17 protein-coding genes and 2 pseudogenes are annotated in these 20,679 nt (G+C 65.5%); 10 read left to right on the forward strand and 9 right to left on the reverse strand.

Annotated elements, in window-relative coordinates; all coding sequences use genetic code 11:
• Positions 1–13 precede the first annotated feature (13 nt).
• The 5 genes from AC3ZI9_RS06870 to secG all read left to right on the forward strand — a co-directional run bounded on the left by AC3ZI9_RS06870 (position 14) and on the right by secG (position 4,278).
• Positions 14–643, forward strand: coding sequence for a superoxide dismutase (locus tag AC3ZI9_RS06870; protein WP_444553934.1), 630 nt, complete (start codon positions 14–16; stop codon positions 641–643).
• Between the two features lie 261 nt (positions 644–904).
• Positions 905–1,915 (forward strand): type I glyceraldehyde-3-phosphate dehydrogenase, encoded by a 1,011-nt coding sequence (gene gap / locus AC3ZI9_RS06875; RefSeq protein WP_444553933.1) that lies wholly within the window; start codon positions 905–907, stop codon positions 1,913–1,915.
• Positions 1,916–1,941: 26 nt separating this feature from the next.
• Positions 1,942–3,171: a phosphoglycerate kinase gene (locus tag AC3ZI9_RS06880; RefSeq protein ID WP_444553932.1), complete on the forward strand. Its 1,230-nt coding sequence runs from the start codon at positions 1,942–1,944 to the stop codon at positions 3,169–3,171.
• Positions 3,172–3,177: 6 nt separating this feature from the next.
• Positions 3,178–3,993 (forward strand): triose-phosphate isomerase, encoded by an 816-nt coding sequence (gene tpiA / locus AC3ZI9_RS06885; protein WP_444553931.1) that lies wholly within the window; start codon positions 3,178–3,180, stop codon positions 3,991–3,993.
• 33 nt (positions 3,994–4,026) lie between these two features.
• Entirely contained in the window at positions 4,027–4,278 is a 252-nt protein-coding gene (gene secG / locus AC3ZI9_RS06890; RefSeq protein ID WP_444553930.1) for a preprotein translocase subunit SecG, read from the forward strand.
• A gap of 126 nt (positions 4,279–4,404) precedes the next feature.
• Here the strand turns inward: secG and AC3ZI9_RS06895 are convergent, their stop codons facing one another.
• From AC3ZI9_RS06895 to tkt, 5 genes are all read right to left on the reverse strand, one after another.
• Positions 4,405–5,346 carry a glucose-6-phosphate dehydrogenase assembly protein OpcA gene (locus AC3ZI9_RS06895; RefSeq protein WP_444561769.1) on the reverse strand — a complete coding sequence of 314 codons (942 nt, stop codon included), beginning with the start codon at positions 5,344–5,346 and terminating at the stop codon, positions 4,405–4,407.
• Entirely contained in the window at positions 5,343–6,914 is a 1,572-nt protein-coding gene (gene zwf, locus AC3ZI9_RS06900; RefSeq protein WP_444553928.1) for a glucose-6-phosphate dehydrogenase, read from the reverse strand. Before zwf ends, AC3ZI9_RS06895 begins: the two co-directional genes overlap by 4 nt.
• Positions 6,915–6,979: 65 nt before the next feature.
• Positions 6,980–8,608 (reverse strand): glucose-6-phosphate isomerase, encoded by a 1,629-nt coding sequence (locus AC3ZI9_RS06905; RefSeq protein WP_444553927.1) that lies wholly within the window; start codon positions 8,606–8,608, stop codon positions 6,980–6,982.
• Positions 8,605–9,729, reverse strand: coding sequence for a transaldolase (tal, locus tag AC3ZI9_RS06910; protein ID WP_444553926.1), 1,125 nt, complete (start codon positions 9,727–9,729; stop codon positions 8,605–8,607). The genes AC3ZI9_RS06905 and tal overlap by 4 nt, the downstream gene beginning before the upstream one ends.
• Positions 9,730–9,837: 108 nt before the next feature.
• Positions 9,838–11,922, reverse strand: a complete 2,085-nt coding sequence (tkt, locus tag AC3ZI9_RS06915; RefSeq protein WP_444561767.1) for a transketolase — start codon at positions 11,920–11,922, stop codon at positions 9,838–9,840.
• Between the two features lie 297 nt (positions 11,923–12,219).
• On the opposite strand from tkt, the gene AC3ZI9_RS06920 reads away from it, so the two are divergent.
• Entirely contained in the window at positions 12,220–13,203 is a 984-nt protein-coding gene (locus AC3ZI9_RS06920; RefSeq protein WP_444553924.1) for a heme o synthase, read from the forward strand.
• Between the two features lie 106 nt (positions 13,204–13,309).
• Here AC3ZI9_RS06920 and AC3ZI9_RS06925 read toward each other — a convergent pair.
• Positions 13,310–13,690: pseudogene (locus AC3ZI9_RS06925) on the reverse strand (recombinase family protein); the annotation flags it as partial.
• A gap of 127 nt (positions 13,691–13,817) precedes the next feature.
• Here AC3ZI9_RS06925 and AC3ZI9_RS06930 point away from each other — a divergent pair.
• Complete coding sequence (locus AC3ZI9_RS06930; RefSeq protein WP_489923970.1) at positions 13,818–14,810, forward strand: IS481 family transposase; 993 nt, start codon at positions 13,818–13,820, stop codon at positions 14,808–14,810.
• On the opposite strand, the pseudogene AC3ZI9_RS06935 reads toward AC3ZI9_RS06930, so the two are convergent.
• From AC3ZI9_RS06935 to AC3ZI9_RS06945, 3 genes and pseudogenes are all read right to left on the reverse strand, one after another.
• Positions 14,805–15,023, reverse strand: a pseudogene (locus AC3ZI9_RS06935) (recombinase family protein); the annotation flags it as partial. The gene AC3ZI9_RS06930 and the pseudogene AC3ZI9_RS06935 overlap by 6 nt on opposite strands.
• Positions 15,024–15,238: 215 nt before the next feature.
• The gene (locus tag AC3ZI9_RS06940; RefSeq protein WP_055085098.1) at positions 15,239–16,765 is read right to left on the reverse strand and encodes a SulP family inorganic anion transporter; all 1,527 of its coding nucleotides are present in this window, start codon (positions 16,763–16,765) and stop codon (positions 15,239–15,241) included.
• 176 nt (positions 16,766–16,941) lie between these two features.
• Positions 16,942–17,292, reverse strand: a complete 351-nt coding sequence (locus AC3ZI9_RS06945) for a MerR family transcriptional regulator (protein WP_019160177.1) — start codon at positions 17,290–17,292, stop codon at positions 16,942–16,944.
• A gap of 390 nt (positions 17,293–17,682) precedes the next feature.
• Here AC3ZI9_RS06945 and AC3ZI9_RS06950 point away from each other — a divergent pair, with 390 nt between their 5' ends.
• The 3 genes from AC3ZI9_RS06950 to AC3ZI9_RS06960 are packed head-to-tail and all read left to right on the forward strand — an operon-like array spanning position 17,683 to position 20,485.
• Positions 17,683–18,282 carry a recombinase family protein gene (locus AC3ZI9_RS06950; RefSeq protein ID WP_114384512.1) on the forward strand — a complete coding sequence of 200 codons (600 nt, stop codon included), beginning with the start codon at positions 17,683–17,685 and terminating at the stop codon, positions 18,280–18,282.
• A gap of 1 nt (position 18,283) precedes the next feature.
• Positions 18,284–19,678, forward strand: coding sequence for a TnsB C-terminal domain-containing protein (locus AC3ZI9_RS06955; protein WP_444555610.1), 1,395 nt, complete (start codon positions 18,284–18,286; stop codon positions 19,676–19,678).
• The gene (locus tag AC3ZI9_RS06960) at positions 19,679–20,485 is read left to right on the forward strand and encodes an AAA family ATPase (RefSeq protein WP_444555611.1); all 807 of its coding nucleotides are present in this window, start codon (positions 19,679–19,681) and stop codon (positions 20,483–20,485) included.
• Positions 20,486–20,679 lie beyond the last annotated feature (194 nt).

A 20,679-nucleotide genomic window follows, 5' to 3' on the forward strand; every position in this document is an offset into this window, starting at 1 on the left:
AATGGAGGAGATCATGGCGAAGTACGAACTTCCTGACCTGCCGTACGACTACGCGGCGCTGGAGCCGAACATTTCCGCGCGCATCATGGAGCTGCACCACAGCAAGCACCACGCGTCGTATGTCGCCGGCGCCAACACCGCGCTGGACAAGCTGGCAGAGGCCCGCGAAAAGGGCGAGTACGGCAACATCCCGAAGCTGTCCAAGGATCTGGCGTTCCACCTCGGTGGGCATACCAACCACTCGATCTTTTGGCAGAACCTTTCCCCCGAAGGCGGGGACAAGCCCGAGGGTGAGCTCGCTGCGGCCATCGATGACGCCTTCGGCTCGTTCGATGCCTTCCGCAACCACTTCACCAACGCCGCACTGAGCCTGCAGGGCTCGGGCTGGGCGCTGCTGGCCTTCGAGGGCCTGGGTGAAAACCTGGTCATCGAGCAGCTCTACGACCAGCAGGGCAACGTGCCGGTGGGCACCACCCCGCTGCTGATGTTGGACATGTGGGAGCACGCCTTCTACCTGGACTACGTCAACGTCAAGGCGGATTACGTCAAGGCGTTCTGGAACATCGTGAACTGGGCCGACGTGTCGGCCCGCTTCGAGGCGGCACGCTCCGGCGCGAAGTCGCTGATCGTTCCGGGCAAGTAGCCCGCGCCCCCGGGTCCTCGGACCCGGGGAAAAGAGCAGGTAATTTTGCTCACACATCAAACGCCTTATGGCGTAAGATGTTATCAACGGCTTCAGTGGGCCCCGCATCCGGTTTTCCCCGGATCGGGAGCCCGCTGAACCGGTCGGCCCACAGGCCAAGGACACAACGGGGTGTCACAAAATTTCCATTGCCATCCCCGCGTCCATATCTCCCTACCCGGAGCACGGTGGTGGCTACCTTCCGGCAAGGAGAATATTCACGTGACTACCCGTGTTGGCATCAATGGCTTCGGACGCATTGGACGTAACTACCTGCGCGCCGCGCTCATGAACCAGGCAGACGTCGAGATCGTCGCCATCAACGACCTGGCTGACATCGACAGCCTGGCCATGCTCCTCAAATACGATTCGGTCCTCGGCCGGCTCTCCGAGGAAGTGTCCGTCGATGGGCAGGATCTGGTCGTTGGCGAACGCCGCATCCGCATCCTCGCCGAGAAGGATCCGGCCGATCTGGGCTGGGGCGCACTCGGTGCCGACGTCGTCATCGAATCCACCGGCCGTTTCACCAAGGCCGAAGGCGCCCGCAAGCACCTGGAAGCCGGCGCCAAGAAGGTCATCATCTCCGCCCCCGCCAAGGGCGAGGACATCACCATCGTGATGGGTGTCAACGACAACCTGTACGACCCGGAGAACCACGACATCATCTCCAACGCCTCCTGCACCACCAACTGCCTCGGCCCCATGGTCAAGGTCCTCAACGACCAGTTCGGCATCGTCGACGGGTTGATGACCACCATCCACGCCTACACCGCCGACCAGAACCTGCAGGACGGCCCGCATAAGGATCCGCGTCGTGCCCGGGCCGCCGCGCTGAACATGATTCCCACCTCCACCGGTGCCGCCAAGGCGATCGGCCGGGTCCTGCCCGAGCTCAAGGGCAAGCTCGACGGCTATGCAATGCGCGTTCCGGTCCCGACCGGCTCCTCCACAGACCTGACCGTGACCCTGGCCCGCGAAACGACCGTCGAGGAAGTCAACGCGGCATTCCGCGCGGCCGCCGAGGAGGGCCAGCTGGCCCCGTACCTGAAGTACAACGAGGACCCGATCGTCTCCAGCGACATCGTCACCGATCCGCACTCGACGATCTTCGACGCGCCGCTGACCAAGGTCATCGGCAGTACCGTGAAGGTCATCGGCTGGTACGACAACGAATTCGGCTATTCCAGCCGCCTGGTCGACCTGACCGAATACGTCGGCTCGAAGCTGGCGTAGTCGCGGCGATCCGATAGCCTGAAGTCATGACTTCCAACACTCTCGACGATCTGCTCGCCGATGGTGTCCGTGGGCGGCACGTTCTGGTCCGTAGCGACCTGAACGTGCCGCTCGATGGCTCCACCGTCACCGACGACGGACGTGTCCGCGCGTCCCTTCCCGTCCTCGCGAAACTCTCCGAGGCCGGTGCCCGGGTCCTGGTGATGGCCCATCTGGGCCGCCCGAAGGGGGCCCCGGAGCCGAAGTACTCCATTCGTCCCGCCGCCGACCGGCTGGACGAGCTCGCCGATTTCCCGGTCGAGGTGGCCCAGGACGTCGTGGGCAGCAGCGCCCGCGAACTGGCCTCGAAACTCCAGGACGGCTCCGTGCTGGTCCTGGAAAACGTCCGCTTCGATCCGCGCGAGACCAGCAAGGACGACGACGAACGGGCCTCGTTCGCCCGTGAGCTGGCCGACCTGACCGGCAGCAACGGTGCCTACGTGGATGATGCCTTCGGTGCCGTGCACCGCAAGCACGCATCAGTGGTCGACATCGCCGCACTGCTGCCCTCCTACCAGGGCGATCTGGTCAGGACCGAGATGGAGGTGTTGCGTCAGCTCACCGAGGGCCCCCAGCGGCCCTACGTCGTCGTCCTGGGCGGGTCCAAGGTCTCCGATAAGCTCGCGGTGATCGACACGCTCCTCGGCCGCGCCGACCACCTGCTGATCGGCGGTGGCATGGCCTTCACCTTCCTGGCCGCCCAGGGACACCCGGTCGGGAAATCATTGCTGGAGGAAGACCAGCTCGAAACCGTCCGCGGATACCTGGCCCGGTCCAAGGAAACCGGCTGCGACATCATCCTGCCCACCGACGTCGTGGTGGCCTCCAAGTTCGGGGCCGACGCCGAACACGAGGTGCGCCCCGTCGACGGGATCGAAAACGGTCGGTTCGGCGATACCGGACTGGGCCTCGACATCGGACCGGCCTCGGGAGAGGCCTTCGTCAGTTACATCCGCTCCGCCAACACCGTGTTCTGGAACGGCCCCATGGGGGTCTTCGAGATCGAGGCCTTCTCCGGGGGAACCCGGGCCGTGGCCCAGGCCCTGGCGGACTCCGAGGCGTTTTCCGTCGTCGGGGGCGGGGACTCCGCCGCAGCCGTCCGCACCCTGGGTTTCAGCGAGGACGATTTCGGCCATATCTCCACCGGAGGCGGGGCCAGCCTCGAATACCTGGAGGGCAAGGAATTGCCCGGACTCACCGCGCTCGAAGGGAACTAGCCACCTATGACCACCTCCACGAACGGTCAATTCGACCGGAAGCCGCTGATTGCCGGCAACTGGAAGATGAACATGGACCATGTCCAGGGCATCACGCTGCTGCAGAAGCTGGCGTGGACCCTCGAGGATGCCAAACACGACTTCAACCGGGTCGAGGTCGCCGTCTTCCCGCCGTTCACCGATCTGCGCGGCGTCCAGACGCTGGTCGCCGGCGATGACCTGCCGGTCGTCTACGGGGGCCAGGACCTCTCACCGGAGGATTCCGGCGCCTTCACCGGGGACATCTCCGGGGCCTTCCTCTCCAAGCTCGGCTCACGGTATGTCCTGGTCGGGCATAGCGAACGCCGGGCCATCCACGGCGAAACCGATGAGTTGCTTTCCCGCAAGGTCGCAGCAGCCTACAGGCATTCAATGGTGCCGGTGCTCTGCGTGGGCGAGGGCCTGGAGGTCCGGCAGGCCGGGCGCCATGTCGAGCACACGCTCGAGCAGTTGCGTGGCTCGCTGGCGGGATTGGATGCGGCCCAGGCCGCCGATCTCGTGGTGGCCTACGAGCCCGTCTGGGCCATCGGCACCGGGGAAGTCGCCGGACCCGAGGACGCCCAGGAGATGGCCGCGGCGCTCCGCGCCGAGCTCGTGAGTCTCTACGGAGCCGACACGGCAGCAGGAATCCGGCTGCTTTATGGCGGTTCGGTCAAGGCCGCCAACGCCGCCGCCATCATGCGTGGCAGCGATGTCGACGGGCTGCTCGTCGGGGGTGCCAGCCTGGACGCCGCGGAATTTGCTAACATTATTAGGTTCGAGCATCATCTGGTGACGGACTAACCGGCTGCGGCCGTTCTCGACCGAAAGGTAGTAGTGGACACACTCAAGATTGTCCTGCAGGTGGTGCTGGGACTCGTGAGCCTGTTGCTGGTCATGCTGATCCTGCTCCACAAGGGACGTGGAGGCGGCATGTCGGACATGTTCGGCGGCGGCATGACCACCAGTCTCGGGTCCTCAGGTGTTGCCGAAAAGAACCTCAACCGGATCACCGTCGTGCTCGGGGTGTCCTGGGGCGCGATCATCGTGGCGCTGGGCATCATCATGCGCTTGAGCTCGGAGATCTAGGACCCCGCAATCCCCGCGGGGGCATCCCGGGCCCAGGCCCGGCGCGCCCACCGCCGTAGAACCATGAAGAGGCGGCTTCCCCCACGGGGGAAGCCGCCTCTTTGGCGTTTCGTGGTGCCCGCAGGCTCAGCGTTCGGAAGCGGTCACGGAGCGCAGGTTGGTCTGGGCCAGACCCTCCCGCAGGACCTCGCCGAGGACCTCGTCGGGGTCCAGCCGGCGCAGTTCCTCCGCAAGACAGACCGAGGTGTTGCGCCGCGGCAACGACACCCGTTGGACGGGCTGTCCCGGCTGGTACAACTCGGCCACGTCGTCATGGGGGCGGGTCAGCACCACGTCGCCGTCCTCGCGGGAGAACCTCACGCTGCGCACCCCGGTCCCGTTGGAGGAGGAGGCGATCGTGACCGGGATGTCCAGCCGGAGCGTCAACCAGGCAGCCAGCAGCAGCACGCTGGGGCTCGAGGACGAACCCTTCACGGTGGCGGCCGTCAGGCAGGAGGCATCGAGCTGGTCTAGGACGGCGGCCAATTGGGCCCGCCAGAGGGTCAACCGCGTCCACGCCAGGTCGGTGTCCCCGGCCACATGGCTCTTCGCCAGGGCGAAGAGCGCCTTTTGCGGCTCATCGGCGGTCCGGCTATCGGTGATCCGGCGGTGCGCGATCCTGCCGATGGCCGTTTCGGAGGCACATTCGGGCATCCCATGGGGCCACCAGGCGACGATGGGGGCATCGGGGAGCAGGAGCGCGTTGACCAGTGATTCGTTGGCCGTGGCCAGGTCCCCGTCGGCATGGAGGACGATGACTTCCGAGGCCCCGGCATCACCGCCGACCCTGATCTGTGCCCCGAGGCTCGTCGGGGCGTCGGTGGCCCCTTCGACCACGACGATGATGCGGCACGGGTGCTCCCGGCTGGCCAGGTTCGCCGCGGCGATGGCCTCCTCCTCGAACCCGGACTGCGTGACCACCACAAGCGTCAGCACGCGGCTCAGGGCGACGACACCGCCGGTCTCGCGGAGGTTCATGACCTTCTTGGCCACCTTCGAGGTGGTGGTGTTCGGCAGGTCTACGATCATGGTCGCCGCCACGTCCTTCCATCTCGGGCCAGCAGTTCATCAGCCGAACTCGGGCCCCAGCTTCCGGGGGCATACGGTTCGGGCTGTTCGTCCAGGGACGCCCAATAGTCCTCGAACGGGTCGAGGATCTTCCAGGACAGCTCCACCTCCTGATGCCGGGGGAACAGGGGGGGTTCGCCGAGCAGGACGTCCAGGATGAGCCGCTCATAGGCTTCGGGGCTGGACTCGGTGAAGGAGTGGCCGTACCCGAAGTCCATGGTCACGTCCCTGACCTCCATTTGCGTGCCCGGGACCTTGGAACCGAAACGGATGGTGGCGCCTTCGTCGGGCTGAACGCGGATGACCACCGCATTCTGGCCGAACTCCTCGGAGGCGTTGTCGCGGAAGAGCAGGTTGGGCGCCCGTTTGAAGACGACGGCGATCTCGGTCACCCGACGCCCCAACCGCTTGCCGGCGCGCAGATAGAAGGGCACCCCGGACCATCTGCGCGTGTTGATGTCCACGCGGATGGCGGCATAGGTCTCGGTTTGCGATTCCGGGTTGAACCCTTCCTCGTCGAGGAAACCGGTGACCTCCTCGCCTCCCTGCCAGCCCCCGGTGTATTGACCGCGGGCCGAGTGCCGGGAGAGGTCCTCGGGGAGTTTGACCGCGGCGAGGACCTTTTCCTTTTCGGCGCGCAGGTGATCGGCGTTGAAGGAAATCGGTTCCTCCATCGCGGTCAGGGCCAGCAGCTGGAGCAAGTGGTTCTGGATGACGTCGCGGGCGGCCCCGACGCCGTCGTAGTATCCCGCCCGGCCACCGATGCCGATGTCCTCGGCCATGGTGATCTGCACATGGTCCACGTAGTTGGCGTTCCACAGCGGCTCGAACAGCTGGTTGGCGAAACGCAGGGCCAGCAGGTTCTGGACGGTTTCCTTGCCCAGGTAGTGGTCGATGCGGAAGACCGCGTCGGGGGGAAAAACGGATTCCACGATGGTGTTCAGTTCGCGGGCCGATTCCAGATCGTGGCCGAAGGGCTTCTCGATGACCACCCGGCGCCAGGGGGCCGGCTCCTGCGGCTCCGCGGAGGCGTCGGCGTGGATCTGCTCGTCCTGGGCCAGCCCGTGGCGGGAAAGCTGCTCACAGACCTGCTCGAAGGAGTTCGGGGGGATGGAGAGGTAGAAGACGTGGTTTCCGCGGGTGCCGCGGGAGATCTTGAGCTCATCCAGGGTCTCGCCGAGACGTTCGTAGGCTTCTTCATCGCCGAACCCGCCGGTGACGAAGCGGAAGCCGCCGGCTAGTTGGGCCCAGACGGTTTCGTTGAAGGGGGTCCGGGCGCTGGCCAGGACCCATTCCCTGGCCTGGGCGACGAAGTCCTCGGGCGACCAATCGCGGCGACCGAAGCCGACGACGGCGAAGCTGGGCGGGAGGAGCCCGCGGTTGGCGAGGTCGTAGACCGCGGGGATGAGTTTCTTGCGGGCCAGGTCGCCGGTGACGCCGAAGAACACCAGGGCAGATGGCCCGGCAATCCGGTTCAGGCGGCGGTCCCGACGATCGCGCAGGGGGTTGTGCGCGGTGGTATCTGCCATGGGGTGCTTTCTGTGGTGAAACAACGGGGGGAGCGGGCGGCCACCGGGGCCGCCCGCCCCCGATGTTACTGGTGAATTCCGGGCAGTGCGCTGATCGCGGCACGCAGCTGGCGGATTCCTTCGTCCCGGGAGCCCAAATGCAGGCGCAGGACCGGGCGGCCGTTGTCGGCGAGCACCTGGGCGTCACCGGTGGCCTGGGCGGAGATCAATTCACCGAACGTGAATGGACGGTCGGGGATGCTGATGTCCGTATCGGAGTCGGCGGTGATCTGCAGGTAGACCCCGATGCGGGGTCCACCCTTGTGGAATTGCCCGGTGGAGTGCAGGAAGCGTGGGCCCCACCCGAACGTCGTCGGACGGTTCGAGGCCACGGACAGATCCTCGCGCAGGGTCGCCAGATCGGCGTGCCCGATGCGATCCAGATACGCCTGGATGCTCAGGTAGCCGTCGGCCGGCAGGGCACCGAGCAGGTTGGCCACGGCGTCCGTGACGCCTGCCGCCCCCTCGAGCAGGCCTTCGGTGGCCCGGAGCTCGATGTCGCCGTCGACCAATTGGGCGGTCTCCGGCTCGGGGGTGGCATCGAGGAGCCCGCGGGCAGCGATCTTCGCCGCCTCGACATCCGGCTGGTCGAAGGGGTCGATGCCCAGCAGCTTGCCGGCCACGACGGTGGCGTACTCCCACAACAGCATCTGGCTGCCCAACGATCCCGAGACATACACATGGTGTCCCTGGGTGGCGATGACCGGGTCCTCGTCGTCGGAGACCAGGTGGACCAGGAGCACGTCGTCGGCCTGGTGGACCGTCTCCTCGGCCCCGGGTTCCACCACGACCGGTAGCAGGCCGGTGCCGTGCTTGCCGGTGGATTCGGCAATGAGCTGTTCGGCCCAATCGGCGAATCCGACGATGCCGGATCCCTCGTCGACGAAGACGATCTTATTGCGCAACGGCGTGGTCCCGGCCAGGGCCGCGCCCAAGGCGAGTCCGAGGTTGTCCTCGTCGTCGTCGGCCAGGAATTCCGCGGCTTCCTCCGCCTCGTCCAGCAAGGTGGCGATATCCACACCGGCCAGACCGGAAGGCACCAGCCCGAAGGCGGTGAGGGCGGAATACCGTCCTCCGACGTCCGGGTTGGCGTTGAAGACCGCCCGGTAGCCGGCCTTGCGCGAGGCCTTATCCATGGGGGACCCCGGGTCGGTGACCACGATGATGCGCGATGCCGCATCGATTCCCGCATCCTCGAACGCCTGGGAGAACACCCGTCGCTGGGAATCGGTTTCCACGGTCGACCCGGATTTCGAGGAGACGACCAGAGCCGTGGTGGCCAACCGGTCGGTCAGGGCATTGCCGACCATTTCGGGGTCGGTGCTGTCCAGGACGACGAGTTCGACGTCGGCGGTGGCGGTGATGACCTCGGGTGCCAGCGAGGAACCGCCCATTCCGGCCAAGACGATCCGGTCGATGCCGTCCGCCTGCAGTTCCCGGCGCAGATCCAGGATGGGCTCGACCAGGGGACGCGAGGTCTCGGCCAAGTCGACCCAGCCGAGGCGCTTGGAGGCCTCGGCCTGGGCCTCGGGACCCCAGAGGGTGTCGTCCTTGGCCGCGATGCGCGAGGCCGTCTTCTCGGCGACCAGGGCAGGGACATGCGCCTGGATGGCAGCTTGTGCGGCTCCGGTGGCCGTGAACCCCAGGGCACTCATGCCGACGCCTTTCCTGCTGCTTCCAGTGCCTGGCGGACATCGGCCAGCAGATCGGTCCAGGCGGCCTCGAACTTCTCCACCCCTTCGTTCTCCAGCAGCAGGACGACCTCGTTGTAGTCGATGCCCAGTGCGGCCAGCGAATCCAGGACCCGGTTCGATTCGTCGTAGGTGCCGGTGATCGTGTCGGCGGTGACCTCGGCGTGGTCGGCCGTGGCATCCAGCGTCTTCTCTGGCATCGTGTTCACGACCTGTGGGGCAGTGAGCCCGGTGACGTACAGGGTGTCGGGCAGCGCGGGATCCTTCACCCCCGTGGACGCCCAGAGCGGACGCTGCGGACGGGCGCCGGACGCGGCTAGGACGCCCCAGCGTTCGGAGGAGTAGTCCTCCTCGAAGACCTGGTAGGCCAGACGGGCGTTGGCCAGACCGGCCTTGCCCTTGAGCGCGGTGGCTTCTTCGGTACCGATGGCGTCGAGACGCTTGTCGATCTCGGTGTCCACGCGGGATACGAAGAAGGAGGCAACGGAGTGCAGTTTGGACAGGTCGTGGCCGTTTTCCTTGGCCTGCTCCATGCCCGAGAGGAACGCGTTGATCACGGCGCGGTAACGCTCCAGCGAGAAGATGAGCGTGACGTTGACGCTGATGCCTGCCGCCAGCGTCGCGGTGATGGCTTCGAGCCCTTCGACGGTGGCCGGGATCTTGATGAAGACGTTCTCGCGGTCGACCTTGGCGGAGAGCTTCTTGGCCTCGGCGATGGTGGCGGCTGCGTCATGCGCCGAACGGGGATCGACCTCAATCGAGACCCGCCCGTCGATGCCTTGGCTGGCGGTGGCCACGGGGGCGAAGAGGTCGCAGGCCCGGGTGACGTCCTGGGTGGTGATCTGGAAGACCGCTTCTTCGACGTCGGCGCCGGCGGCAGCGAGTTCACCCACCTGCTCGGTGTAGTCGGCGTCGCCCTTGGACAGGGCCGCGGCGAAGATCGAGGGGTTGGTGGTCACACCGACCACGTTCCGCTCGCCGATGAGCTTCTGCAGCGAACCCGAGGTCAGGCGGGAGCGGGAGAGGTCATCGAGCCAGATGGAGACGCCGGCATCGGAGAGGGCCTGGGTGTTGGGGTTGCTCATGAGATGGATCCTTCCAGGAGGGAAATGAGGTCTGCGCCGTTCCTGCGGGTTCGGGCCACGGGAACGGAAACCGGTCGGCCACTATTCCAGTGGCCGACCGGCGTCGTGCTATTTCGCTGCGTTGATCGAGTCGCGCGCCGCCTGGGCCACGGCCTCGGCCGTGATGCCGAATTCGGTGTAGAGGCGCTTGTAGTCTGCCGAGGCACCGAAGTGCTCCAGCGAGACCATGCGGCCGGCGTCGCCGACCAGTTCGCGCCAGCCCTGGGCCACGCCGGCCTCGACGCTCACCCGGGCCTTCACCGACGGCGGGAGGACGGAGTCGCGGTAGGACTGCTCCGCACGGTTGAACCACTCGACGCAGGGCAGCGAGACCACCCGGGCGGCAATGCCTTCAGCGGCCAATGCCTCGCGGGCATCGACGGCGAGCTGGACTTCCGAACCGGTGCCCATGAGCACCACGTCCGGGTCCACGACCTGGCCGTCACGCATGGCATCGACGAACACGTAGCCACCGTCGGCGACTCCGGAAGCCGGCCCGAATCCTGGCTGGTTCCTGTCGTAGACCGGCAGTCCCTGACGCGAGAGCACGAGCCCCGCGGGGTTGGAGGTGTTCTCCAGGACCGTCTTCCAGGCCCAGGACACCTCGTTGGCGTCCGCCGGGCGGACGACGTCGAGGTTCGGGATGGCACGTAGCGAGGCCAGCTGCTCGACCGGCTGGTGGGTCGGACCGTCTTCGCCCAGACCGATGGAATCGTGGGTCCAGACATAGATGGACGGCACACCCATCAACGCCGAGAGCCGGATGGCCGGCCGCTGGTAGTCGGAGAAGATCAGGAACGTACCGGAGAACGCCCGGGTCGGCGACGCCAGGGTGATCCCGTTGACGATGGCTGCTGCGGCGTGCTCGCGGATGCCGAAGTGCAGGACCCGGCCGAACGGGTCGCCCTTCCAAGAGTCCGTCTGCTTGGTTTCGGGGATGAACGACGGCGCCGATTTGATGGTCGTGTTGTTCGAGCCGGCCAGGTCGGCCGAACCGCCCCAGAGTTCCGGCAGGACATCGGCGATGGCATTGATGACCTGTCCCGAGGCGGCACGGGTGGCCAGATCCTTGCCCGCTTCGAACTCGGGGAGGTTGGCATCCCATCCCTCCGGGAGCCTTCCGGCCTGGATGCGCTCGAGCAGGGCGGCGTTCTCCGGGTTGGCTGCCTTCCAGGCGTCGAAACCCTTCTGCCATTCGGCGTGGGCGGCGGCCCCGCGATCGGCGACTTCGCGGGCATGGGCCAGGACCTGGTCATCGAGGGCGAAGTGCGCGGCAGGGTCGAAGCCCAGTTCCTTCTTCAGTGCCTCGAGTTCCTCGGTTCCCAGCTTCGAGCCGTGGATGCCACCGGTGTTCTGCTTAGTCGGCGCGGGCCATCCGATGATGGTGCGCAGCGAAATGATCGACGGGCGGCTGGTCTCGGCCTTGGCCTCGTTGATGGCCAGGTGCAGGGCCTCGACGTCTTCGACGTAGTTGCCGGTGCGGGTCCAATCCACGCGCTGGGTGTGCCACCCGTAGGCGGAGTACCGGCCGAGGACGTCCTCGGTGAAGGACACGTCGGTGTCGTCTTCGATCGAAATGTGGTTTTCGTCATAGATGACGACCAGGTTGCCCAGTTCCTGGTGGCCGGCCAAGGAGGAGGCTTCGGAGGTCACGCCTTCCTGTAGGTCGCCGTCGGAGGCGATCACGAAGACGGAGTGGTCGAACGGGCTGGTCCCTGCTGCCGCCTGCGGATCGAGCATGCCGCGCATGCGACGCTGGGCGTAGGCGAATCCGATGGCGGAGGCCAGGCCCTGTCCCAGCGGGCCGGTGGTGATCTCCACGCCCTTGGTATGGCCGACCTCCGGGTGTCCGGGGGTGAGTGAATCCCAGGTGCGCAGCGCTTCGATGTCCTTCATCTCCAGGCCGTAGCCGGAGAGGAAGAGCTGGAGGTAGAGCGTCAGGGAGGTGTGCCCGGGGGAGAGGACGAACCGGTCGCGGCCGATCCAATGCGGGTCGCTCGGATCGTGGCGCAGATGCTGCTGGAACAGGAGATAGGCCGCGGGGGCCAGGCTCATCGCCGTACCGGGGTGGCCGCTTCCGACCTTCTCCACCGCATCGGCTGCCAGGACGCGGATGCTGTCCACGGCCTTCTGATCCGATTCCGTCCACGACAATTCCCGAACATCTGACTGTGGCGCCACGTGGCGGCCCCTCTCTCTGGTCCTGTATTGGCGGTCGGTGCCGAGGAGTGGAGTCGGGGGAAGCACAGATGCTGCACGCCCACGTACGAATACTGAGCTCCAGCGCTCCGGCACATCGCTTCAACCATATCTCTTTGGGGGTGCCCGTGGCCTGTTTATTCCGATAATTTCCGGGGCGTTCGCGGCTGGGGGAAAGATGCCTGAGTTCTACAGCCGGTAAAAGGGTATGATTGGGGTTGTCTGTGTATTTCCCGCGAAGAACTGAGTGGCATGTCCGTGAAGACCGTACCGACCGACGTAGAGCTCGCACCTCGTGCGTCACGTCAAACCGATGAATCCCTGGGTGGTTTCATCGGACGCAAGGCCCGGGCCTATGTGGCCCTGACCAAGCCGCGAGTCATCGAGTTGCTTCTGGTCACCACGCTGCCGACCATGATCTTCGCGCAGCGCGGCTTCCCCGACCTGATCACGATCGTGGCGACCCTGCTGGGTGGCGCCCTGGCCGCCGGAAGCGCCGGCGCCTTCAACTGCTATTTCGACCGGGACATGGACCGGCTCATGCACCGGACCTCGAAGCGTCCGCTGGTCACCGGCGAAGCCACGCCCCGTGAAGCACTGATCTTCTCGTACGTGATCGGCTTGGCCTCGATCGGGATCCTCTGGGCCGGTGCAAACCTCTTCACCGCTGTCCTCGGACTCACCGCGATCCTGCTGTATGTGGTCTTCTACACACTGATCCTCAAGCGCCGCACCTCGCAGAACATCGTCTGGGGCGGAATCGCCGGCTGCATGCCCGTGCTCATCGGGTGGGCAGCGGTCACCGGGACCCTGGCTTGGCCGGCCATCATCCTGTTCCTGATCATCTTCCTCTGGACCCCACCGCACTACTGGCCGTTGTCGATGAAGTATGCCGACGACTACAACAACGCCCACGTCCCGATGCTCGGGGCCATTGCCGGGGCCCGGACCGTGTCCGTGCAGGTCGTCCTGTACGCCTGGGCCACCGTCGCCTGCTCCTTGCTGCTGGTTCCGATGGGTGACGCCGGTATCGTCTACACAGTGCTGGCCGCGGTTTCCGGTGGCTGGTTCATCTTCGAATCCCATGTGCTCTACCGCGAGGCACAGCGAGAACACCTGCCACGCGACATGAACCGCAAGGCGATGAAGGTCTTCCACATCTCCATCAGCTACCTCACGGTCCTGTTCGTCGGGCTGGCGATCGACCCGTTCGTCGGGACTCCGATCTTCGGCTAAATCTTTTGCTCAATGGCCGGCCCCTGCACTGCGGGGGCCGGCCGCTTGGCTTCTGCCTGCCGACGACTATGAGCAGCTAATTGTTCGAAATCGAGCGCATGTAATGTCAGGGGCTTCCGTGGTTTGCGTTGCGCAGCCGCCCGCGTTCAATGGCTCGATAGACAGTGGAGCGACCGACGCTAAACAGCTCAGGTAGCTCCGCCTTGCTGTGTTCCCCAGCGGCGTGCAGTTCGAGGAGGTGCTCTTCCTGCTTCGCTGAGAGTTTGGGCTGCTTGCCCCGCAGCCTGCCCTTGGCCTTGGCAACCTTCATTCCTTCGCGGGTGCGCATCCGAATAAGGTCAGCTTCGAACTCGGAGATCATCGCCAACACGTTGAACAGGAGTTTGCCCATTGGGTCGGTAGGGTCATGGACGGGACCGCCGATGCTGAGTTTGATTTCGCGTCTGGCGAGGTCATCGGCAATTTCGTGGGCGTCCCGGACGGAGCGGGGGTGTACTGCCCAGCAACGTTGGTTGAACTCGTGCGACGACACGGTCTGAATTGATGGGATGACGAAGGCCCCCCGATGTGGAGTGGAGCTGTCTAAGAAACCACTTCACAAACAGGAGGCCTTCATGTCCCACGCTAATGCAGCCCTGACCCCCAAAGCACGTCTGAGAATCGCCAAGCTCATCGTTGACCAGCAGTGGAGCGTCTCCACCGCAGCGAAGATGTTCATGGTCTCCTGGCCCACCGCCAAACGCTGGGCCGACCGCTACCGAGCCCACGGCGCGGCCGGGATGGCCGACAAGCCCAGCAGACCCCGGACAAGTCCTGCACGCACCCCGCAGGCAGCGGTCAAACAAATCGTGGCACTGCGCTGGCGCAAGCGCTTGGGGCCCGTCCAGATCGCCTACCGGCTGGGCCTGGCTGCCTCGACGGTGCACGCAGTGCTGGTACGTTGCCGAATCAACAGGCTGCGCTATATCGACCGGGTCACCGGTGAGAAAATCCGCCGCTATGAGCACCCCTATCCGGGATCGATGATCCACGTGGACGTCACCAAATTCGGCAATATTCCCGACGGCGGCGGGCACCGGTTCGTGGGCCGGCAGGCCGGAGACAAGAACCGTGCAGCAACCCCGGACAAGCCCCGCAATGCGAACCACACCCCGAAAATGGGAACCGCCTTCGTGCACACGGTCATCGATGATCACTCGCGTATCGCCTATGCCGAGATTCATGATGATGAGAAGTCGGTAACGGCCATCGCGGTACTGGAACGGGCCGTGGCGTGGTTCGCTGCCCGTGACGTCGTCGTGGAGCGCGTGCTATCTGATAATGGGTCCGCCTACCGCTCGCATGCCTGGCGTGACGCCTGCGCCGAGCTGGCCATCACGCCCAAGCGGACCCGCCCTTACCGGCCCCAGACCAATGGGAAAATCGAGCGGTTCCATCGGACCCTGAACGACGGTTGGGCCTACGCCAGGTTCTATGGCAGCGAGGCCACCCGCCGCGAAGCACTGCCGGATTGGAACCATGCGTACAATCACCACAGGCCCCACACTGCAATCGGGAACCAGCCACCAATCAGCCGCTTAACTAACGTCTATGGGCAGTACAGCTAGGCGATCCAGCTTGGTAACGACGAAGGTATCCCCCGCTCGGCATGCGGCCAAGGCGTCGCGTAGGCCGGCACGATTCTTGTTGGTGCCGGTAAACCCATGATCAACATAGATGCGTTCCGAGGTGACGCCCAGGGCTGCTAGGGCATCACGCTGCGCGGTGAGGTCTTGCTCTTCCGTGGACACGCGTGCATAGCCGATGATGATCTCAGACATGCAGATCAGTGTGTCGCATAGGGACCCGTCACCGGACGACTCGCCGGACGGGTCTTACGGGACGGTGATGGCTTGGCGTGTGAAGTTTGGCGATGAATGGCGGCGTTCTGTGATCGCTCGGTGGCGCACTCCCGGCCACAGCGGGGCCCCGCGCTGACACGTGCGAATACTGGTCCAGCGTGTGAGCCTCGGGCGCGGGGAGGGTGCGTGGTGGTTTAGTGTCCGGCGCCGAGCTTGCCGGACATGCGGTTGCGCATGTTTTGGCTGGCCTCGTTGAGGCCGATGACCTCGACGTTCTTGCCGTAGTGGCGGTACTTGTCCTCCACGGAATCTAGTGCGGCGATGGTCGAGGCATCCCACAGGTGTGAGGTCGTCAGGTCGATGACGATGCGCTGAGGGTCCTCGGCGTACTCGAACTGGGTGTAGAGGTCGTTGGAGGAGGCCCAGAACAGTTCCCCGTCCACGGTGTACCGAGCTACGGCCTGCTCGCCCTCGCCCTTGACGGTGCGCGTGACGGTGGCGAAGTGCGCGACCCTGCGGGCGAAGAGCACCATCGCGGTGAGCACCCCGAGCCCGACGCCGACGGCTAGGTTGTGGGTGGCGACGGTCGCGATGACGGTGACTACCATGACGATGGTCTCGGACTTGGGCATCATTTTCAGCGTTGAGGGACGGACGGAGTGCCAGTCGAAGGTGGCGATCGACACGAAGATCATCACCGCGACCAGGGCGGCCATCGGGATCAGCGCCACTACCTCCCCGAGGGACACGGCCAACACCAGGACTAAGACGCCGGCCAGGAAGGTGGAAATCCGGGTGCGGGCCCCGGAGGCCTTGACGTTGATCATGGTCTGCCCGACCATCGCGCAGCCGCCCATTCCGCCGAAGAAGCCGCTGATGATGTTCGCCGCGCCCTGGCCCCAGGACTCGCGGACCTTGTTCGAGCGGGTGTCGGTGATGTCATCGACCAGCTTGGCCGTCATCAGGGATTCCAGCAGCCCGACGAGGGCCATGCCCAGTGCGTAGGGGGCGACGATCTGGAAGGTCTCCAGGGTGAAGGGCACGTCAGGCAGGAACAGGGTGGGCAGGGCGTCGGGCAGCTGACCCTTGTCCCCGACGGTGGGCACGTTGAGTGCGAAGACCAGGGCCAGAGCGGTGACAACGATGATCGAGATCAGCGGGGCTGGGACGACCGTGGTGATCCGTGGCAGCAGGTAGATGATCGCCAGGCCGGCGGCGGTGAGCGGGTAGACCAGCCACGGGACGCCGATCAGGTCTGGTAGCTGGGAGGTGAAGATCAAGATGCCCAAGGCGTTGACGAAGCCGACCATCACCGACCGGGGGATGAAGCGCATCAGCTTGCCCACCCCGAGCACCCCGAGGATCACCTGGAAGACACCGGCAAGGATGACCGCGACGAGGAAGTAGTCCAGCCCGTGCGAGGCCATCAGCGGGGCGATCACCAGAGCGGTGGCCGCGGTGGCCGCAGAAATCATCGCCGGCCGCCCACCCAGGAAGGCGATGGACATGGCCATCGTGGCGGCAGCGAACAGACCCACCTGCGGGTCCACCCCGGCGATCAGCGAGAACGCGATGGCCTCAGGGATCAACGCCAGCGCGACGATCAGGCCGGCCAGCACCTCGGTCTTCAGCCAGCGCGGGCGCTTCAGGGTCGCCAGGACGGATTGGCGTTCTTCGGGGGTGGCATTCGCCGGCGGGGCGGTGTGGATTGTGGTGGACACGCAGGTCTCCCATCAGGTCGTGAACAAGAAGGACCCCGGCCTTACGAGGCAGCCCGGCCGCCCAAGGGGCGGGGCATCAGGTAGTCACCGGGAAAAGTTTCGACACTAACTCTACCCTAACGTGAGGGTAGAGTCTGGCTGCTGGCCCACCTCGCTCCGCCAGCGGGGGGGCAGGTTTAGTCGTGGACGCGGTCCTGCAGGGCGTCGATGAGCTCGTCGGCTTGGCGCAGTTTGCGGGCCATCTTCTCCCGGGCCACCCGGACCCTTTCCAAGTACGCGGCAGTGGCCTCGACCGGTTCCTTGGCCTCCAGAATGGCGAGGATCTCGGCGGTCTCCTCCAGGCTGAATCCCAGCGGAGTGATCCGCCGGACGTAGTTGAGCCGCTCGACGTCGGCCTGGGTGTAGAGCCGAAATCCGCCCTCACTGCGGGCCGAGGGCGGCGCCAGCCCTACATTGTCGTAGTGGCGGATAGTGCGCATCGACAGCCCGGTGCGTTCGGCGACCTCACCGATCTGCATCGTGTCCATGTCTTGCTCCTGCGCTTGCCCCACTGCTTCACCCTTCCACTAGCCCTTGCTCGCCATGACGCCTGAACGCAGGCGCCCGCGTTCTGCCGCCCGGCAAGCAGGCACCAACTCTACCGCTACGTCACAGTCGCGCTCAGAGTCGGCCCCAGATTACGTCGACGCGGATAGTTCAAGGCGAAAGCGCTTCGCGCCAAGCAATCGCCGCCCTTCCACAAGGTGGCAAGCTGGTGGCGCCTCAAGAATCTACAGCTTTACGCGACGCCGCGTTTGGTGACTACGGCGCCGGCACGAGCTGGGTCGACGGGAGGCCCATGGTGTCTCGTAAAGTCGTCGCACCGCGTTCTGTCTCAGACCTTCCGGTGAATGTGCTTTATGAGGCATGATGTCGTCATGAGACTTCTGGGGTACACGCGGGTGTCGACGGCGGGGCAGGACCCGGCGCTGCAGCTTGACGCTCTTCTTGCGGCAGGGGTGCAGAAGCGGGATGTGTTCTCGGACGTAACGTCCGGGGCGAAGAGCGCGGCGGAGCGTCCGGGCATGAAGAAGCTCCTGGCCTATGCGGAGCCTGAGGACACGGTGGTGGTCTGGCGGATCGATCGACTGGGCCGGTCGCTCATCGATGTGCTCAACACCGTGAACCTGCTCCGGGATCGCGGCGTGAAGATCCGGTCGGTCTCCGACGGGATCGATCCTGAGACGTCGTCGGGTCGGCTCATGCTCGGTATGCTGGCAACGCTAGCGGAGTACGAACGCGAGCTGATCACCGAGCGTGTCAACGCGGGGATCGCAGCAGCCCGCGCTCAGGGCACGAAGTTCGGCCGGCCGCCCGTGAATCCCGAGGTCGTGGATCGCAAACTGGCGATCGCTGCCGAAGAGAGAGCGAAGGGTTGCACCGCTGAGGGGGCGGCGCGCCTGGTGGGGTGGTCTCGGGCGACGCTGTACCGCCACCAGCGGGACGCTGCCGCTCGCGAGAGCATCGCGCAGGCGTGACATGGACGGGTCGCAGAAGTGGAAGATTCTGCGGCTCCACGTCGAAGACGGCATCCCGCTGGCGAGTCTCGCGCGGGAGGCCGGGGTGGGAGAGCGAACGCTCTCGCGTTGGCACAGCCTCTACCGGGCTGGTGGCATCTCGGCTCTTGAGCGGGCACAGCGCGCCGATGCTGGCGTGCGGCGCACCGCGCCTGAGCTGGTGGCTTTCGTGGAGCACCTGGCTCTGACCAAGCCCCGCCCCAGCATCGCGACACTGCACCGCCTGACCGCAGCCGAGGCCGCACGAAGAAGCGTGAGTACGCCGAGCTACGCGACGGTGCGGTCGATCGTGCAGGCACTGGATCCCGGGATGGTGACGCTCGCTCTCGAGGGGCCAGCATCCTACCGGGACCGCCATGAGCTCGTCTTCCGCCACCGCGCTGAGCGTCCCAATGCCCTGTGGCAGGTCGACCACACCGAGCTCGACATCCTCATCAAGGACCCCAGCGGGAGACCATCCAGGCCGTGGCTGACCACGGTCATGGATGACTACTCGCGGGCGATCTGCGGGTACATGGTCTTCGAGGGCGCGCCCTCGGCGATGAACACCGCGCTGGCGTTGCGCCAAGCGATCTGGCCCAAGAGTGACCCCGCCTGGCCGATCTGCGGCATCCCAGACGTCCTCTACGTCGACCACGGCAGCGACTTCACCAGCCATCACCTCGAGTACACCGCGATCGCGTTGAAGATCCGAATCATCCACTCCACGGTCGCCCGCCCCCAGGGAAGAGGAAAGATCGAGCGGTTCTTCCACACCGTCAACACCGAACTGCTCGCGACCCTGCCCGGGCGCCTCACCCCTGGAAACCCACATCCAGTGCCGGTGCTGGTCCTTCCTGGTCTCGACCGGGCCGTCGGGGAGTTCGTCGGCCAGTACAACCAGCGCACGCACACCGCGATCCGCACGAGCCCAAAGGCGGCCTGGATCGCTGAGGGATGGCTGCCGCGACTACCCGAGAGTCTCGAGGAGCTCGACGGGCTGCTTCTGCGGGTCTCCAAGCATCGCACCGTCCAGCGCGACGGGATCCACTTCCAAGGCCAGCGCTACCTCTCGCCCACGCTCGCCTCGTTCGTCGGACGCACGGTCACCATCCGCTACGACCCCCGGGACCTGTCCGAGATCCGTGTCCACGACCACGACACCTTCGTGTGCACAGCGATCGACGAAGCCCACCCCAACCAGCGCTACAGCCTCCACGACATCGAAACCGCCCGACGAGCCCGCCGCCGGCAGCTACGCAAGGACATCAACGACCGCATCCCCACGACTCCACGACCCCCTTACGATGCGCCCACGCCGCCCGCTCCCGCGCGACGGCCCAGGAAGCGCCTGAAGACCTACGAAGAGGACGAGTAGATGAACCGCGACTTCATCGTCACCAAGGAACACCGCCGCTTCACCGAGTTCGCCGGCACCATCCGCAAGGACGTCACCATCGGCATCTGCCACGGCGAGGCCGGCGTCGGCAAGACGCAGTCCGCCCGCCGGTACGCCCACTGGGACACCCTCGAACCCTTCATCCAGGCCTGGGGGCCACGCAGCGAGGCCGACCTAAAGCACTACGCCGCCGCCCACCGCTCCCGCACCGTGTTCTACACCCCCGAGGTCCTCGCCAAGCACCGCGATCTCATGCGCGATATCGAGTTCTACCGCGGGAAGGTCGGAGTCCTGATCTACGAGCACCTCTGCGCGATCGGGAAGATCACGACCACCGACGTTCCCCGCACCATCGACTTCACCGAACTGATCATCATCGACGAGGCCGAACGACTCACGCCGACCTCACTCGAACTCCTCCGAGACCTCCACGACCGCCACCACGTCGCCCTCATGTTCATCGGGATGCCCGGCATCGACCAACGCTTCCGCCACTACCCCCAGCTCTACAGTCGCCTCGGGTTCTCCCACCGCTACCGCGCCCTCGCACGCGAAGAACTACTTTTCGTCCTGACCCGCCACTGGAAACGCCTCGGCCGCACCCTCGACCCCGACGACTTCACCGACGCCCAAGCCATCGCCGCGATCGAACGCATCACCAGAGGCAACTTCCGCCTCCTCGAACGCCTCTTCCCCCAAATCGGACGCGTCCTGAAGATCAACCAACTCGACACCATCACCGACGACGTCATCGAAGCAGCCGCCAGCACCCTCATCACCAGCTAACGCCACCAGAAGCACGCCATTCACCGATCAACTCCACAGGCTTGGCGCTCTCGGTAGCTATTGTTTCGAGCTGTCGTTTCCGGTGAAGGACCGGCTTACGAGACGGTGGACACCGCTGTCTCCCGGAACCGATTTAGGGGCTTGAGCGTATGAGTGTGGAGCATCTCAGGTGTTCACATCGCGGGTTGTTTGGC

Source organism: Arthrobacter sp. AOP36-F1-5, from assembly GCF_058137995.1.